Source organism: Vulcanococcus sp. CPBay_Sum15L08_68, assembly GCF_017855895.1.
In the GTDB taxonomy this organism is placed as follows: domain Bacteria; phylum Cyanobacteriota; class Cyanobacteriia; order PCC-6307; family Cyanobiaceae; genus Vulcanococcus.
This window is the reverse complement of the sequence record NZ_JAFMFX010000007.1, coordinates 1-14,803: the sequence shown is the minus strand read 5'-3', so window position 1 is coordinate 14,803 and position 14,803 is coordinate 1. Positions and strand designations below refer to the sequence as shown.

General features: G+C 67.6%; 20 protein-coding genes. 8 read left to right on the top strand and 12 right to left on the bottom strand.

Features of this window, described 5'->3' with window-relative positions:
• Positions 1-3: 3 nt before the first annotated feature.
• Together QZ189_RS02325 and QZ189_RS02320 are read right to left on the bottom strand one after the other, a co-directional pair.
• Positions 4-2,517, bottom strand: coding sequence for a GH116 family glycosyl hydrolase (locus tag QZ189_RS02325; RefSeq protein WP_296420775.1), 2,514 nt, complete (start codon positions 2,515-2,517; stop codon positions 4-6).
• A gap of 27 nt (positions 2,518-2,544) precedes the next feature.
• A complete protein-coding gene (locus QZ189_RS02320; RefSeq protein ID WP_247477238.1) occupies positions 2,545-2,796 on the bottom strand; it encodes a hypothetical protein in 252 nt (83 codons plus the stop codon).
• Between the two features lie 22 nt (positions 2,797-2,818).
• On the opposite strand from QZ189_RS02320, the gene cbiE reads away from it, so the two are divergent.
• Positions 2,819-4,057 (top strand): precorrin-6y C5,15-methyltransferase (decarboxylating) subunit CbiE, encoded by a 1,239-nt coding sequence (gene cbiE, locus QZ189_RS02315; protein WP_296420773.1) that lies wholly within the window; start codon positions 2,819-2,821, stop codon positions 4,055-4,057.
• Here the strand turns inward: cbiE and QZ189_RS02310 are convergent.
• Genes QZ189_RS02310 through pheS form a run of 4 tightly spaced genes read right to left on the bottom strand, consistent with a single transcriptional unit; the run spans position 4,014 to position 7,073 of the window.
• On the bottom strand, positions 4,014-4,451 hold the full coding sequence (locus tag QZ189_RS02310) for a DUF192 domain-containing protein (protein WP_296420770.1): 438 nt from the start codon (positions 4,449-4,451) through the stop codon (positions 4,014-4,016). The genes cbiE and QZ189_RS02310 overlap by 44 nt on opposite strands.
• 4 nt (positions 4,452-4,455) lie before the next feature.
• Positions 4,456-5,124 (bottom strand): response regulator transcription factor, encoded by a 669-nt coding sequence (locus QZ189_RS02305; RefSeq protein WP_296420769.1) that lies wholly within the window; start codon positions 5,122-5,124, stop codon positions 4,456-4,458.
• A complete protein-coding gene (locus QZ189_RS02300; protein WP_010315538.1) occupies positions 5,124-6,029 on the bottom strand; it encodes an NAD(+) kinase in 906 nt (301 codons plus the stop codon). The genes QZ189_RS02305 and QZ189_RS02300 overlap by 1 nt, the downstream gene beginning before the upstream one ends.
• Positions 6,030-6,065: 36 nt before the next feature.
• The gene (pheS, locus tag QZ189_RS02295) at positions 6,066-7,073 is read right to left on the bottom strand and encodes a phenylalanine--tRNA ligase subunit alpha (protein WP_247477244.1); all 1,008 of its coding nucleotides are present in this window, start codon (positions 7,071-7,073) and stop codon (positions 6,066-6,068) included.
• 79 nt (positions 7,074-7,152) lie between these two features.
• Between pheS and surE the strand changes: the two genes are divergently transcribed.
• Positions 7,153-7,941 (top strand): 5'/3'-nucleotidase SurE, encoded by a 789-nt coding sequence (surE, locus tag QZ189_RS02290; protein WP_296416632.1) that lies wholly within the window; start codon positions 7,153-7,155, stop codon positions 7,939-7,941.
• On the opposite strand, the gene QZ189_RS02285 is transcribed toward surE, so the two are convergent.
• Positions 7,926-8,501: a DUF3611 family protein gene (locus QZ189_RS02285; protein ID WP_247477249.1), complete on the bottom strand. Its 576-nt coding sequence runs from the start codon at positions 8,499-8,501 to the stop codon at positions 7,926-7,928. The genes surE and QZ189_RS02285 overlap by 16 nt on opposite strands.
• Positions 8,502-8,537: 36 nt before the next feature.
• On the opposite strand from QZ189_RS02285, the gene QZ189_RS02280 reads away from it, so the two are divergent.
• From QZ189_RS02280 to QZ189_RS02255, 6 genes are all read left to right on the top strand, one after another.
• A complete protein-coding gene (locus QZ189_RS02280) occupies positions 8,538-9,509 on the top strand; it encodes a bifunctional riboflavin kinase/FAD synthetase (protein WP_296416631.1) in 972 nt (323 codons plus the stop codon).
• 150 nt (positions 9,510-9,659) lie between these two features.
• Complete coding sequence (locus QZ189_RS02275; RefSeq protein WP_296420766.1) at positions 9,660-10,727, top strand: thiamine phosphate synthase; 1,068 nt, start codon at positions 9,660-9,662, stop codon at positions 10,725-10,727.
• Positions 10,724-10,930, top strand: coding sequence for a sulfur carrier protein ThiS (thiS, locus tag QZ189_RS02270; RefSeq protein ID WP_247477254.1), 207 nt, complete (start codon positions 10,724-10,726; stop codon positions 10,928-10,930). The genes QZ189_RS02275 and thiS overlap by 4 nt, the downstream gene beginning before the upstream one ends.
• A gap of 75 nt (positions 10,931-11,005) precedes the next feature.
• Positions 11,006-11,905 (top strand): DUF1517 domain-containing protein, encoded by a 900-nt coding sequence (locus tag QZ189_RS02265; RefSeq protein ID WP_296416637.1) that lies wholly within the window; start codon positions 11,006-11,008, stop codon positions 11,903-11,905.
• Positions 11,906-12,028: 123 nt separating this feature from the next.
• Complete coding sequence (locus QZ189_RS02260; protein WP_010315575.1) at positions 12,029-12,193, top strand: hypothetical protein; 165 nt, start codon at positions 12,029-12,031, stop codon at positions 12,191-12,193.
• A gap of 115 nt (positions 12,194-12,308) precedes the next feature.
• Positions 12,309-12,467 carry a hypothetical protein gene (locus QZ189_RS02255; protein ID WP_198001908.1) on the top strand — a complete coding sequence of 53 codons (159 nt, stop codon included), beginning with the start codon at positions 12,309-12,311 and terminating at the stop codon, positions 12,465-12,467.
• Here the strand turns inward: QZ189_RS02255 and larB are convergent.
• The 5 genes from larB to QZ189_RS02230 are packed head-to-tail and all read right to left on the bottom strand — an operon-like array spanning position 12,439 to position 14,694.
• Positions 12,439-13,119 (bottom strand): nickel pincer cofactor biosynthesis protein LarB, encoded by a 681-nt coding sequence (gene larB, locus QZ189_RS02250; protein WP_296420764.1) that lies wholly within the window; start codon positions 13,117-13,119, stop codon positions 12,439-12,441. The genes QZ189_RS02255 and larB overlap by 29 nt on opposite strands.
• Positions 13,116-13,547, bottom strand: a complete 432-nt coding sequence (locus QZ189_RS02245) for a TIGR03792 family protein (RefSeq protein ID WP_296420762.1) — start codon at positions 13,545-13,547, stop codon at positions 13,116-13,118. Before QZ189_RS02245 ends, larB begins: the two co-directional genes overlap by 4 nt.
• Positions 13,544-14,029 (bottom strand): 2-C-methyl-D-erythritol 2,4-cyclodiphosphate synthase, encoded by a 486-nt coding sequence (ispF, locus tag QZ189_RS02240; protein ID WP_296420761.1) that lies wholly within the window; start codon positions 14,027-14,029, stop codon positions 13,544-13,546. Before ispF ends, QZ189_RS02245 begins: the two co-directional genes overlap by 4 nt.
• A 52-nt stretch (positions 14,030-14,081) precedes the next feature.
• On the bottom strand, positions 14,082-14,471 hold the full coding sequence (locus QZ189_RS02235) for a type II toxin-antitoxin system VapC family toxin (protein ID WP_296416626.1): 390 nt from the start codon (positions 14,469-14,471) through the stop codon (positions 14,082-14,084).
• The gene (locus QZ189_RS02230; protein WP_296420759.1) at positions 14,458-14,694 is read right to left on the bottom strand and encodes an AbrB/MazE/SpoVT family DNA-binding domain-containing protein; all 237 of its coding nucleotides are present in this window, start codon (positions 14,692-14,694) and stop codon (positions 14,458-14,460) included. The genes QZ189_RS02235 and QZ189_RS02230 overlap by 14 nt, the downstream gene beginning before the upstream one ends.
• Between the last annotated feature and the right edge of the window lie 109 nt (positions 14,695-14,803).

Here is a 14,803-nt window from a genome sequence, read left to right as displayed (position 1 = left end):
CGCTTAGCCCCGCTCCGCCCCCGGGATCCGCTGCCAGTCGGTGTGGGTGGCCCAGACCCCCCAGATGGCCATGGCCCGCAGGTAGTGGCAGGCGCGGAAGGTGTTCACGGCCGTGATCGCCTCGGGGGTGCGGAACTGCAGGCCGCCGGAATACACCTGGTTGACCACCGCTGAGGTGATCGCCAGGGCGGTCTCGGTCTCGCCCATCAGCCGGAAGTAACTGGCGATGCCGAAGTTGATCCCGGTCCAGACCTCCAGCGGGTGGGTGCCGTTGGGATCCAGGGGGGTGCCATCGCGGCGTAGGCCATTGGCAACGCCCAGGCTGCCGCCCTCGAACTTCTCGAAGCAGGAGTCCTTGACGGCATTGAGGGTGCTGCGGCTGTTGGCCTCGCTCACCACCGGCTCCAGGCCCAGCAGGCGGGCATAGAAATCGCCGCAGAGCTGATCGGCCATCACCACCGGCGTGCCGCTCTCGGCATCGATGTCGTAGTACTCGCCGTTCCAGAGGAGCCTGTCGAAGTTCCCCCGCGCCTGCGCCAGCCAACCACTGAATTCCTGTTGCTCGGCCGAGGTGTCTAGGCCTGTGCTGAGTTGCAGCTGCTGGGCGATCGCCAGGGCGGCCTCGAGCGCCGCAATCCAGAGGGCGCCGCAGTAGGCACTGACGCCCTTGAGCGGCCAGTCATCAAAGGTCTGATCCGGAGCGCCGCCGTTGTCGGGTAGGCCGTCGTTGTTGATGTCGAAGGTCTTGAGATAACGCAGGGCTTCCACCGCGGCCGGCCAGCAGTCCGCCAGGAAGCGCAGGTCCTCGCCGTTGGGGGCGAGCTTGAAGGTGCGCCAGACCTGCAGCACGTAGTCGCTGGCGAGGTCCTTCCAGAGGTTGCAGTCCTGGTAGGCCGTGTAGTTCGTGGCATCCCAGGGCTTTTCGTTCGGCGCCCCCAGGTCATGGGGTGTGGCGCCTTTGACCTTGCGGGCGGCTTCCACGCGCCCCTTGCCCTGGGTGAAATACCAGCCGATCGGCCGTGGCGTGGCATCGGCCGCGGGGATGGCCCGGGCAAAGCTGCGCAGCACCGCCTTGTCGAGCTCCGGCCAGAGCTGCAGCAGCGCCAGGGAGCCATAGAGCCGCACGTCCAGGCTCTCGTACCAGGCGTAGTCCAGGCACTCCAGCACCCCGAATCGGCCGACGGGATCTTCGCGGCTGGCGGCACTCCAGAGGCTGCCGCCGCTGCAGAGGTCGTAGAGCTCGTTGAAGAGCGCCATCCGCAGCGGCTCGGGCAGATCACTGCGCTCCAGCACCGGTTGTTGCCAGGCCTCGATCTGTTGGCGCCAGCTGCGCCAGTCCCGCAGACCTTCGGCGGCGATGGCGGCGGCGTTCTTGCCGCTGGCGCCAAAGAAGTCGGTGTAGCGCCGCAGGGCACTGGTGCCGGTGGCGAAGGCCGTGACCGGCAGGTCCCAGCTGATCACCACCGGGATCTCGATGCTCTGGCCGGGCTCCAGGCGGCAGCGCACCGCCAGGGCCGCGCTGACGGGCTCGGCTGCTCCACTGCGGCGGTTGTTATTGCTCTCGGGGATCGAGCCATCGCGGCTGAAGCTGCCCCAGAGATCCGAGCCGTCGCCCTGGGGATTCCAGCGGCTGCAGCGTTGGATGCTCACGCCGGCTTGCTCCTGCGTCGCGATGCACCACTGCCCTTCCCCTTCGGCGACCGGAGAGGAGACATCACCCCCTAGGACGACTCCCTTGAGCGAGCCGTCGTCGATCCAATCGTTGCGATGGCCCTCGCTCTTGCCGATGGCCGGGGCGTAGTTGTGCTCGGGGCTGCCGTCATCGCGGAAGTGCACCTCTGCCGATGAATCGGTGTTGGTGAACCAGCCGCAGGTGTTGCGCCAGCTCAGCATCAGCGAGAGGTCCAGGGCCTGGCGCGTGGGGTTGCGCAGGGTCCAGACGAACGTCGCCAGCGGGTAGCTGGTCTGCTGATAGTTGCCGGGGAGGATCGGGCTGAAGGCCTCGCAGCTGACCTCGGCCTCGAAGACCCCTTGGTAGTGGCTCCAGCTCAGCGGATAGCGCGCGGCGTAGGTGCCGGTTTGGCGTTGCTCACTGCTGGCGGGATACCAGCTCCAGCTGGAGAGGGGGTCTGCGGCTTCGGGGCGTGAGTCATCCCGGTTGGGCTTCACCGCCAGGGCGTGGGCCCGTTGCTCTGTCCCGTTGCTTTCAAAGAGCGAGAACTGGCAGTCGGGCAGCACGCCGAACCAGTGCTCGCCGCCATCGAGGTGCCAGAGGTTGAAGGAGCCATCAGGGGCGCGGCCGATGCAGCCGGCGCCAAAGCCGCCGAGGGGCATCCCATGGTTCGGGCCGTCGTCCAGGTTGCTGGCGTAGCGAACGGTGTAGGGCGACGCCCAGCCCTGACCGAAGGCTCGGCTCCAGCTTGCGGCCGGGGGCTGCCAGGTGGAGGGGCGTGAGGCGCGACTGAGGCCGGTGCGGCGCAGCAGGGACTTCAGGGCGGAGAGGCCGAGGCGCGCCATGGGGCAGCTAATAGTGCCGCCAGCTTGTCAGAGTTGAGAGGGGTTGGCCCGTTCGTTGGCCTCCTGTTCCACCAGGGCATCCAGGGTGGCGGCGGAGCGCACCAAGGCCTGGTAACGCTGCACCACCCGGCGGTTGCGCTCCAGCCAGCCAGCGGGGTTGCCTTGGGCCACGGCCAGGCTGCCGCTGTTGTCGTCATCCAGCAGGTCCAGGTCGCCCTGTTGCGCGATCAGGGCGACGACCAAGTCATGCAGGCGTTGACGGCGATCGGAGGGGTTCATCGCTCAGCAGCAGAATGCACCCATGATTGAGGTGATTGGCACCGACGCGGGCGCTCCGGCATCGCTGCCCCTCGACAAGCAGCAGTTGTTGCGCCAGGCCCCCTTGGTGGCGGCGCCCCTGCGTCTGCATGACGCCCTGACGGCCTGGGACGGCTGGAGTGGTGCGCGGCTGATTGCCAGTGACCAGCCCAGCGCCCTACTCGATCAGCTTCAGGGGCAGGGGCAGGCCGTGGTGCTGGCCAGTGGAGACCCCCTCTGGTTTGGCATCGGCCGGCTGCTGATTCAGGGCCTTGGCGCCGAGCGCTTGCGGTTTCATCCGGCTCCCTGCTCCCTGCAGCTGGCCTTCTCGCGCCTGGCGCGCCCCTGGCAGAACGCCGCTTGGATCAGCCTGCACGGCCGTGATCCCGGCGCCTTGGCTGCGCGCCTGCAGCAGCGGCCAGAGGCCCTGGCGGTGCTGACCGACCCCAGCCGCGGTGGGGTCAAAGAAGTGCGTGAGCTGCTGCGCGCCTCGGGTCTGGAGCAGGCCTATGGCCTCTGGCTCTGTGAGCGGCTTGGGCATCCGGGGGAGCGGGTCCAGCGGCTGGCCCCCTCGGCTGCGCTGCCCGCTGATCTCGACCCGCTGCATCTGGTGGTGTTGCTGGCGGAGGTGCCGGCCCCTGCGCCGCCGGAATCCCTGCCCCTACTCGGCATTGCCGATGGCGCCTACCTGCAGCACCCCGATCGGCCGGGGCTGATGACCAAGCGGGAGGTGCGTGTTCAGCTCTTGGCCGAGTTGGAGCTGCCGGCCGCTGGCGTTCTTTGGGATCTCGGCGCTGGAGTGGGCTCCATTGGTCTGGAGGCCTTGCGGCTGCGGCCGGGCCTGCAGCTGTGGGCGCTGGAGCAGCGGGGCGGCTCGGCGGAGTTGATCCGCGCCAATGCCCAGCGACTGGGGGTGGTTCCCGCGGGTGTGATCGAAGGCCGGGCGCCCGAGGCCCTCTCCGAGTTACCGGACCCCGACCGCGTCTTGATCGGCGGCGGCGGCCGTGATCGGGCGGCGCTGCTGCGGGCCGTTCTGGATCGGCTGAAGCCCGCTGGCATCGTCGTGATCCCCCTGGCCACCGTTGAAGCCCTGGCGGAGTTGCGACCCGTTCTCGAGGGTGCTGGCCTCACGGTGAGCATCAGTCAGCACCAGGCCTGGCGCGGTGCGGCCCTGGCCGATGGCACGCGGCTGGCGCCCCTTAATCCGGTGTTGATCCTGCGGGGACAGAAGAAATCGGGGTAATCACCACGGGCATCCCCACCCGCAGGCCCAGGCGTTTGGCTTCTCCTGCCCCGAGTTCCACGACCCCATCCCCTGGCTCCACGGGGCCATAGCTGCGGCAGGGCAGGTGCGGGCAGGGAGTCGTCTCGGGCTCAATGGCGATCACCCGGTTGCCGTTGAGAAAGACCATGTCGAGGGAGGCCGGGGTCTTGTGCATCCAAAAGCGCAGGGGTTGCGGCTTGGGGAAGGGGAACCACATGCCCCGCAGCGGAGCCAAGGGCGGGCGGCCCTGAAGCCCTCGCCGCTGTTGCTCTTGGCTGCGGGCCACCTCGAGGGCAATGCAGGGCTGCTTCTCCTCAAGGCACCACTGGGCCTCGATCGGTAGTTGCTGGGGCGGCAGAGCGGGAGTTGGCATCGCCCTAGCCCAGTTGGGGAGGGCCGTCGCTGAGGCAGTAGCCCCGGCCGCGCACGGTGTGGATCAGGCGCTTGCCGCCGCCGGTCTCGAGTTTTTGCCGCAGGTAGCGCACGTAGACCTCGATCACGTTGCTGGCGGCGCCCTGCTGATCCCGCCAGACCGTCGCCAGGATCCGTTCGCGGCTGACCACCTCGCGGGCATGCCGCATCAGCAGCTCCAGCAGGGCGTACTCCCGCGCGGTTAGGGCGATGGTTTGGCCATTGCGGCGCACCTCATGGCGGCTGGGGACGATCGAGAGGTCCCCCAGTTGCAGCAGATCCCGCGGCGGCCGTTGCTTGTCCTGCAATTTCAGATGCACCCGCAGCCGGGTCAGCAGGTCACTGGCGCCCGCGGAGGACAGCCAGAAGTCATCGCCCCCCTCGATCAGCACCTGGGAGCGGGCGGGAACACTGTCCTCGACGATGTCCAGCAGCATCGGAAGCGCCCCGAGGTGGGAGCGCAACTCCTGAATCCGCGCTCCCCACTCGGCCGAGAGCACCACCAGCTCACACCCGCCCTGGCTGGCTTGTTGCAGGCCGCTTTCGCCGATCAGTGGGCTGTACCCCGAGGCGCTCAGACGCTCGGCGAGGGCCTCGGACGTTTCCCCCAGCAGCAGGACGCAGATGTCGCCCATCAAGCGCCGGGCTTGGCCACGTGCGGCAGGCCCCAGCCGAGCTTGTTGCGCAGCACCTGGAAAAACTCATGGTCCGCCAGGCGCACAAAGCGGACTGGGTGCTCACTGCGGCGGATCAGCACCCGATCCTCCGGCCAGACGTAGCAACCGGCGCTGCCGTCCACCACCATCATCAGCCGCTCCGGGGTGGCGGGGAAGACCGTCACCGGCTCCTGATCGCTGAAGACCAGTGCCCGTGACGCCAGGGAGTGGGGCGCAATCGGGGTGAGTTGCAGCACCGGGCAGTCGGGGCTGATCACCGGTCCGCCGGCGCTCAGCGCATAGGCGGTGGAGCCCGTCGGGGTGGAGAGGATCACGCCATCGGCGGCGATGTCCACCGGGGCATGGCGTCCCACGGCGATCTCGAAATGGCACATCGAGGTGATCGGCTCGCGGTGCAGGGCCATCTCGTTCAGGCAGAGCAGTTCCCAGCGGCGCTGGTCCCCGCGCATCACGGTCACCACCAAGGTGGTGCGTTCCTCCACCGTCCATTGACCGGCGATCACCTGCTCGAGGGCCTCCTCGAGCTTGGGCAGGTAGGTCTCAGCCAGGAAGCCCAGGTGGCCGGTGTTGATCGTCAGGATCGGCACGTCGATCGGTGCCGTCATTCGGGTGGCCGAGAGCACCGTGCCATCGCCCCCCAGCACCATGGCCATGTCCATCCCGGCTTCGAAGTGGGGCGGGACGCAGGCAACGTGGCCCTTGCTGCGCAGGTGTTGCTCAGGATTGGCGAAACCCACCATTCCGGCGGCACTGCTGGCGCGCAGCACGTCGTAGCCCGCCTGCTTCAGGCGGGCCTCAATCGTGTCGGCGGTGGACAGGGCCAGGTCCTTGCCGTCGTTAATGATCAGTCCGACGCAGGGCAAGGAGCAGCTCAGGTGGTCCCCCAGAGTTTATGGGGATCAGAACTGTTCGAGGAAGCGCAGATCGCTCGTAAACAAGCGGCGGATGTCATCAATGCCGTGGCGCACCATGCAGAAGCGCTCCACCCCCAGGCCGGCGGCGAAGCCGCTGTAGCGCTCGGGGTCGATGCCCATGCCCTGGAGCACGGCGGGGTCGACCATGCCGCAGCCCATCACCTCGAGCCAGCGGCCGCGCCACTGCACATCCACCTCGGCTGAGGGTTCGGTGAAGGGGAAGTAGCTGGCGCGGAAGCGCACCGGCAGATCGCCGAAGAACTGCTGCAGGAAGGACGTCACCGTGCCGCGCAGATGGCTGAAGTCCAGTCCCTCATCGATGGCCAGTACCTCCACCTGGTGGAAGACCGGCGAGTGGGTGGCATCTACGGCATCCCGGCGATAGACGCGCCCCGGGGCAATGATGCGGATCGGCGGGGCGTTGTTCTCCAGGTGGCGGATCTGCACCGGAGAGGTGTGGGTGCGCAGCAGCTGGTGATCGCCCAGATAAAAGGTGTCTTGCATGTCCCGGGCCGGGTGGTGCTCGGGGATGTTCAGGGCGGTGAAGTTGTAGAAGTCGCTCTCGATCTCAGGTCCTTCTTCCACCTGGTAGCCGAGGCCCGAGAAGATATCGACGATTTCTTCGATCGTGCTGATCAGGGGGTGGCGGTGCCCCACCGGCGTGAAGCTCGCCGGCATGGTCACGTCCAGGGTCTCGCTGGCGATGCGCTCGGCCATCGCGGCGCTCTTCACCGCCTGCAGGCGATCGCTCAGCAGGCTCTGCACCTGCTCCTTGAGCACGTTGGCCCGCTGACCGACCACCGGCCGCTCATCGCCGGGCAGCTTGCCCATCGCTCCGAGCACCCCGGAGAGCCGACCCTTCTTGCCCAGCAGGCCCACCCGCAGCTCCTCGAGGGCTGCGGCATCCGCGGCGGCGGCGATCTCTTGGGCAGCCTGGGCCTCCAGCTGATCGAGTTGATCGGTGAGCTGCTGCAGGCTGACGGTGGCGCTCAAGGATCGACTTCAACGAGCGCCGACTTTAGGTAGACGCCTGTTTCAGGCCCCTTAGCCTCAGGCCAGGCGTGAGGGCACTGTGCGGATCCTGATCAGTAATGACGATGGCGTCTTCGCTGATGGCATCCGTGCCCTGGCGGCTGAGGCCCTGCGGCGCGGTCATCAGGTCACGGTGGTCTGCCCCGATCAGGAGCGCTCCGCTACGGGCCATGGCCTGACCCTGCAAACCCCCCTGCGGGCCGAGCGGGCCGACGAGCTCTTTGCGGAGGGTGTCACCGCCTGGGCCTGCAGCGGCACCCCCAGCGATTGCGTCAAGTTGGGCCTCTTTGCCCTGCTTGAGGAGTGGCCTGACATGGTCCTCTCGGGCATCAACCACGGCCCCAACCTGGGCACCGACACCCTGTATTCCGGCACGGTCAGTGCGGCGATGGAGGGAACCATCGAAGGCCTGCCCGCCCTGGCGGTGAGCTGCGCCGATTACAAGTGGCGCGACTTTGGGGCGTCGGCGCGCATTGCTCTGGATGTGGCCGAGCAGAGCCGCCGCGAGGACTGGGACAAGGGCATGCTCCTCAACCTGAATGTCCCGGCCCTGCCGCTGGAGTCCATCGGGCAACTGCGCTGGTGCAGAAAGGCCGTTCGCCGCTACACCGACCAATTCGTCAAGCGCGCTGACCCCCGCGGCCGCACCTACTTCTGGTTGGCCGGTGAGGTCGCCAATGACCTCGAGGCCGAAGTCGCCGGTCCCAAGGAGTGGCCCATCGATGTGGCCCATGTGGCCGCAGGCGGTGTCTCGCTGACCCCACTGCAGCCGGAGTTGTTCTGGCGCGGAGACCTCTCAGCCCTCAAGCCGCCTCACTTCGAGCGGTAGATCCGCTGCAGGAACCAGAGCGAGAAGATCAGACCGATGGTGTGGGCGAAGAGCACCTGGGTGTTGCTCAGCACCGAGAGCATCTCAATGGAGGTGATCGGATAGCCCACCAGGCTGCGGGCGCTGGTGCCCCCCACCGGAGAGCCAAAAAAGCCGGGGGCCTGCAGCGAGGCCTGGACAAACAGGCTGCCGGCCAGGGACTGATAGCCCACGGAGGCAAAGACCAGCCCGAGCACATCCGCCAGCAGGCCGCGTTTGATCAGCTTTCCGGCTTCGCTGCGGCTGGGCTTCGCGCCGCTGCCTAAGGCCCGCCCGAGCCGCACGATCAACCAGCCCTGCCAGAGGCTGTAGAGCAACACAAAGAAGGACAGGGTCGTCAGGGAGAGGCCCGGTCCTAGACCCAGGGCCCGCTCGGAATTGCGGGCCAGGCTGCCGCCGATGTTGTTGAAGAGCAGCACCCCCACGACCACGATCCCCAGGGCGGTTTGCGTCCAGAAGCGGATCCAGGCCATCCGCCTCAGCCCTAGGGAGAGCAGCTGAAAGTCGAGGCGATCGGCCATGGGACGTGGGGGGATGCCCAAACCTGCCATGGGAGAATGCCTCTGGCGAGGCCTCGAGCGCTTTTGGTTGTGATTGCAGCGCTCGAGCCAGGGCAGGCGAAGGGGCCGACGGCGGTGGCCCTCGGCAGCTTTGACGGTCTGCACCCGGGGCATCGCAGCGTGATCGCGGCCGTCACCGAACGCGCCGCCCAACGGCATCTGGTGCCGACGGTGGTGAGCTTCTGGCCGCACCCCCGGGAGGTGCTCTTCGCCGAGGCGCGGCTGCGGCTGGATTTGCCCAGCGAGAAATTGGCCCTGCTGGAGCCCCTGGGGATCGAGCAGTTGGTGCTCGTGCCCTTCACCCGCGAGCTGGCGGCTCTCTCCCCCGAGGCTTTCGTGCAGCAGGTGCTGCACGAGCAGCTCCAGGCCGGCCTGGTGGTGGTGGGCGCCAACTTCCGCTTTGGCGCAGGCCGCAGCGGCACTACCACAACCCTTCAGCAGCTCGGCGCTGAACGGGGCATCGAGGTTCAGATCCAACCCCTGCTGGCCGAGGGGGAGGAGCAATTCAGCAGCAGTCGCATCCGCCGTGCCCTGGCGGCGGGAGATCTGCTGGAGGCCACCCGGCTGCTGGGCCGCCCCTATCGCTTTGGCGGCAGCGTGGTCAGCGGCCGCGGCCTAGGACGTCAGCTGGGTTGGCCCACGGCCAACCTGCAGGTGGATGGCCGCAAGTTTTTGCCCCTCGAGGGGGTCTATGCCGCTTGGGCCTGGCTCGGTGAGGAACGGCTGGCGGCGGTGATGAACCTGGGCCCGCAGCCCACGGTGGATCCCACGGCCCCATCGGCCGTTGAGGTTCATCTGCTCGGCCGGACTCTGGATCTCAACGGCAGGGAGCTGCTGGTGGAGCCGGTGCAGCTGCTGCGCAGCCAGCAGCGCTTCGAGAACCTCGAGGCCCTGGTGCAGCAGATCCAGCGCGATGCCGAGAGTGCCGCGGCGCTGTTGGAGTCAGCTGCCGGGGTAGGCGTTGGTTAGGCCCCAGCCGATGAAGGCGGCGATCGCCCCCAGCAGCAGAATCCCTGAGATCAGCACCACCATTGGGCTGTCGGATTCGCCCTGGGCCATCGCCATTCCTTTTGGTTTGCGCCACAAACCTAAGCAGAGAGTCCTGCCCGTGCAGACGCCATGACCACACCTGAACAGCCGGCTGCGGTGTTGCGGTTGCTGGACGCCAACCTGGACCGCGCCCGTGAAGGGCTGCGGGTGATCGAGGACTGGTGTCGCTTTGGCCTGGATCGGGCGGATCTGGTGGCCCGCAGCAAGGACATGCGCCAACGCCTGGGCCGCTTGCATGACGAGCGCTACAAGCGGGCCCGCGACGCCGCGGGTGATGTGGCGACGGGCATGGCGCATCCCGCCCAGCGGGAGCGGGAGCAACCCCAGGCAGTGGTGGCGGCGAACTGCGGCCGGGTGCAGGAAGCCCTGCGGGTCCTGGAGGAATTCGGCCGTGGCGTGGATGATCGCCTGGCTGAGGAGGCCGCGGCGGTTCGCTATGCCCTCTATGACCTGGAGGTGGATGTGATGCGAGCCAGTGCCGGCGGGCAGGAGCGGCGGGAGCGGCTGCGGGCGGCGCGGCTCTACCTGGTGACCAGTCCCTCGCCTCGGCTGGAGGCCGTGGTGGAGGCGGCCCTGGAGGGCGGCGTTCGCCTGGTCCAGTACCGCGCCAAGGACGGAAGCCTGGGTCCCGATGGCCAGCCGATCACCGATGCCGTGCGCCTGCAGCAGGCCCAGGCGCTGCGGCAGCTCTGCAGTCGCCACGGGGCCCTGTTCCTGGTGAACGACCGCATCGACATCGCCCTGGCGGTGGATGCCGATGGCGTGCATCTGGGCCAGGGGGATCTGCCGCCGGCCCTGGCGCGGCAGCTGCTGGGGCCGGAGAAGTTGATTGGCCGCAGCACCCATGCCCTGGCGCAGCTGCAGCAGGCCATGCGCGATGGCTGTGATTACGTCGGCGTTGGACCAGTGAACGCCACGCCGACCAAGCCCGGCCGTCAGCCGGTGGGATTGGATTACGTCCGCCAGGCCGCTGCGGAGAGCGCCATTCCCTTCTTTGCGATCGGCGGCATTGAGAAGGAAAACCTGCCTTCAGTGCTGGCCACCGGTGCCACCCAGGTGGCCGTCGTGCGGGCGATCACTGAGGCGGCCGATCCCGCCCAGGCCGCCCGCGAGCTGTTGGAGGTCCTGGGGGAATGATTGAGATTCGGGTCAACGGCGAAACCACCAGCTGCCCGGAGGGCTTGAACCTGGTGCAGATGCTGGAGCACCTCGGCTACCGCCCCCAACTGGTGGTGGTGGAGTTCAACGGCGAGATCCTGCCTCGCGCCCGCTGGGCTGAGCAGCCGGTTCGGGAAGCCGATGGTCTGGAGGTGGTCACCATCGTCGGCGGGGGTTCTTAGATTCCATCGAGCTAGAGCTCTGCCGTGGCCGCTTCACGTCCCTCCTCGCTCGTGAGACGGCTGCTCAGCGGCTTGATGGTTCCAGCCCTGGTGCTCACACTCCTGCTGGCGATGCCTCAGGCCAGCCAGGCGGCCAGTGGCGGTCGCATCGGCGGCGGCAGCTTCCGCTCCGCTCCCATGCCACGGAGTTATGGCGGGGGCGGCGGTTATCGCGGTGGCGGCTACCAGCGCGGCTATGGCGGCGGCTTCGGCTTCCCCTTCGTAGTGCCCTTCTTCTTTGGTGGCGGCGGCCTGTTTGGCTTCCTGATCCTGATGGCCGTGGTCGGTCTGCTGGTGAACGCAGTGCGCGGCGGCGGTGGCGGCGGCTCCCTGCCGGCGGGCATGCAGGGCGGTGCCATCGATCGCGCGCCAAGCGATGGCCCGGTTTCGATCGCCCAACTGCAGGTGGGTCTGTTGGCTTCGGCGCGGGAGCTGCAGCAGGACCTGAGACAGCTCGCCGGCAGTGCCGACACCAGCACCAGCAGCGGCCTGCAGCGGGTCCTGCAGGACAGCACCTTGGCCTTGCTGCGCCAGCCGGATCTCTGGGTCTATGCCAACGCTGAGGTGGGGCAGGTTCCCTTCCAGGCTGCGGAATCCACCTTCAATCGCCTCTCGATGACCGAGCGCAGCAAGCTGCGCAGCGAGGTCACCAGCAACGTCTCGGGAACGGTGAGCGCCAATAGCGGTGGACCGGCCGGTGATGCCGATGCCGTCAGCGACTACATCGCCGTCACCCTGCTGGTGGCCAGCCGCAGCCGCCTGACCCTCAAGCCGGTGAATGGCTCCGAGGATTTGCGCGAGACCCTGCGCATCCTGGGTTCGGTTCCGTCCAGTCAACTGCTGGCTTTGGAAGTGATCTGGCAGCCGGAAGGGGCGGGTGATGTGCTGAGTGCTGATGAGCTGATTACGGCTTATCCGCAGCTGAAGCACCTCTGATTGGGCTCTTCGGATTTCCTCAAGAATTGAGGAACTAAAGAATCTCTTCGGCTCTTGATCGCCAAAACCCGTTGTTAAGCAATGGGTTCAATTTGTAGGGTCTGAAGACTTCAATTTCAGACCGTGTCCACCCCGCGCCACACCGCCGAGACCTCCGCCATGAAGTGGCAGGCCAACGGTGAATTGGCCGGCGTGGATCTGCAGGCCCTGCTCAGCCGCCTGAACAAGGTGGAGAGCGAAGAGCGGGCCCGCGAGCTGGAGTGGCTGAGCCGCCACGAGGCGGTCTGAGGGTTAGCGCGGCGTTGCGCCGGGGCCAATCCTGAAGGCCAGCCGCAGATTCGGCCTGGGCTAGTTGCACCCCCTGGGGGTGCTCAGCACACTGCGGTGCACCGGCGTTGCGTGAATGGCTCGGCGATCGATGCAGTGGGTGAACACCCCCGTGTTGATGGAGGCCTTGGATCGCTACGAACAGGGGCGACTGCCCCGCTCGATGCGTCTCTGGGTGGAGGCGGTGCTGGAGATCGAGCGCCCGCTCAGTGCTCCGCTGCGGCCCCACTGCTGAGCAGGATCCGCAGGGCGGCCATGGCCGCGCCATAGCCGTTGTCGATGTTCACCACGCTCAGGCCCGGAGCGCAGCTGGCCAGCATTCCGTGCAGGGCCGCCTGGCCGCCGGCACTGACGCCGTAGCCAACGCTGACCGGCACTCCGATCACCGGTTGGGGCAGTAGGCCCGCCAAGACTGTGGGTAGGGCGCCTTCCATGCCGGCGCAGGCGATCAACACCCGGGCCTGGCGCAGCCGCTCGAGTTGATCCAGCAGCCGGTGCAGGCCCGCCACGCCCACATCCAGCACCAGTGCGCAGCTGATGCCATGCCATTGCAGGGCGAGCTGCGCCTCGGCGGCGACCGGTAGATCGCTGGTGCCGCCGCTGAGGATCAGGACCTCGCCGAGCGCCGGCCGGGCCGCCGCCGCAGCGCCAAGGCTGAGGCAGCGGGCATCGCTGTGGAACTGCAGCTGCGGGTCATGGGCGAGCAGCGCGGCGACGGCCTGGGCTTTGGCGGGATCGACCCGGGTGGCCAGGGCCAGCTCGCCGCTGTCCTGTTGCCGCTGCAGGATCGCGGCAATCTGTTCGGCGGTTTTGTGCTCCCCCCAGATCGCCTCGGCCATGCCCAGGCGTTGGCGGCGTTGCAGATCCAGGCGGGCCTGCTCGCTCATGCCGCGGGGATCAGTTCCCCTTCAAAGACCAAGGGAAAGGGATTGCCCTGGCCTTGGCCCGTGGCTTCGCGAGCGAGTTGCTCAAAGCGCTCCTGCACCGCCTCCACCTCCGTCTCGGGGATGGCCTTCCACTGCTCCCGGCTGGCCCAACGGATCAGCAGGGTGCCCTCTTCCCGCTCGCTGTCCCAGAGCAGGTCACGGCCGAGGTACCCGTCCTGCTGCTTGAGCCAGGGCTCCCAGCTGCCCTGCTCGGCCTGCAGCCAGGCGGCGCGGCCGTCGGCCGGCACCTTGATGCGCAGGTGCTCCACGACGACGACCTCCAGCTGACCGCCCGGCTTCGCGTTGGTGGCGATCGCCACGTCGGGATGGCCGGCCAGCAGCATCGCCAGGCAGAGCACAAGTGCCGCGACCCTAGCGAGCAGCCTCATGGCTGTTGCAGCAGCGCCACGGCCTGGCAGGAGATCCCCTCCTCGCGGCCCTCGGCACCGAGCTTTTCATTGGTGGTGGCTTTGACGCCCACCTGATCCGGCTCCAGTCCCATGCGGCTGGCGATGGCGCTGCGCATGGCGTCGATGTGGGGCTTGAGCTTGGGGCGCTCGGCGATCACGACCGAATCCACGTTGACCACGCGCCAACCCCGCTCGGTCACCAGGGCCACGACCTGCTCCAGCAGCACCAGGCTGTCGGCTCCTTTCCACTTGGGATCGTCGGGGGGAAAGTACTTGCCGATGTCCCCCAGGGAGAGGGCCCCCAACAGGGCATCCATGATCGCGTGCACCAGCACGTCGGCGTCGCTGTGGCCATCGAGCCCCAATCCGTCTGGATGCTCCAGCTGCTGCCCGCCCAGGATCAGCGGCCGACCGGGCACCAGGCGGTGGATGTCGTAGCCGTTGCCGATCCGCAGCTGCATGGGGCACAAGGGAGATCCGGACGCCGACCCTATCGCCGCCTTTGATCAGAGCTCAGCCCAGCATCTCCACCCCGTCATGGCAGGCAAAGCGTTGATCGAAGCTGAGCACCGGTAGGGCGCCATGGCTGCTCGCTCGGGCCAGCAGCAGGTGATCCGCGAAGTCGCCTCCCTGCAGGAATCGGGCGAGGGCATCGATGACTCCGTCGACATCGACGACGGCAACGCCACGGGTGCGGACCAGGCGATGCAGCAGGGCATGGCGCTGGCTTCGCTCGAGGCCATAGCCACGCAGGACCCAGCCCACCTCGGCAAGCACGACATCGGGAATGAAGGCGCCGCCCGCTGCAATGGCATCGAGAAACGCTTGTTCGGCCAGAGGGGTCTGAACGGGGTCATCCCCGATCAAGATCCGCACCACAACGTTGGTATCAAGCGTCCGCACGGCCGGCAGCAGCGGCGATGGCGCGATCCATGTCCTCGAGGGTCATGGATCGCTGGACCGTTGGTCGATCGCGAAAGAGGTCCTCTGGTTCGTAGAGCGAGGGCACCAGGATCAGGCGTCCGTTTGGATCAACACTCACCATCAGGCGTGTTCCAGGGGTTAAGCCCAAGGATTCCCGCAGCTGCCGCGGAATGGTCAGCTGGCCCTTTGAGCTGAGAGTCACGCTGGTCATCCATCCAAAGTAAGGCGGCTGGCCTTACTTGGGTGATTGCTGCTGCTCCGGCAGCACCTGCAGGTTGGTGCCGTCGCGCCCCATCACCAGGACCTGGCTG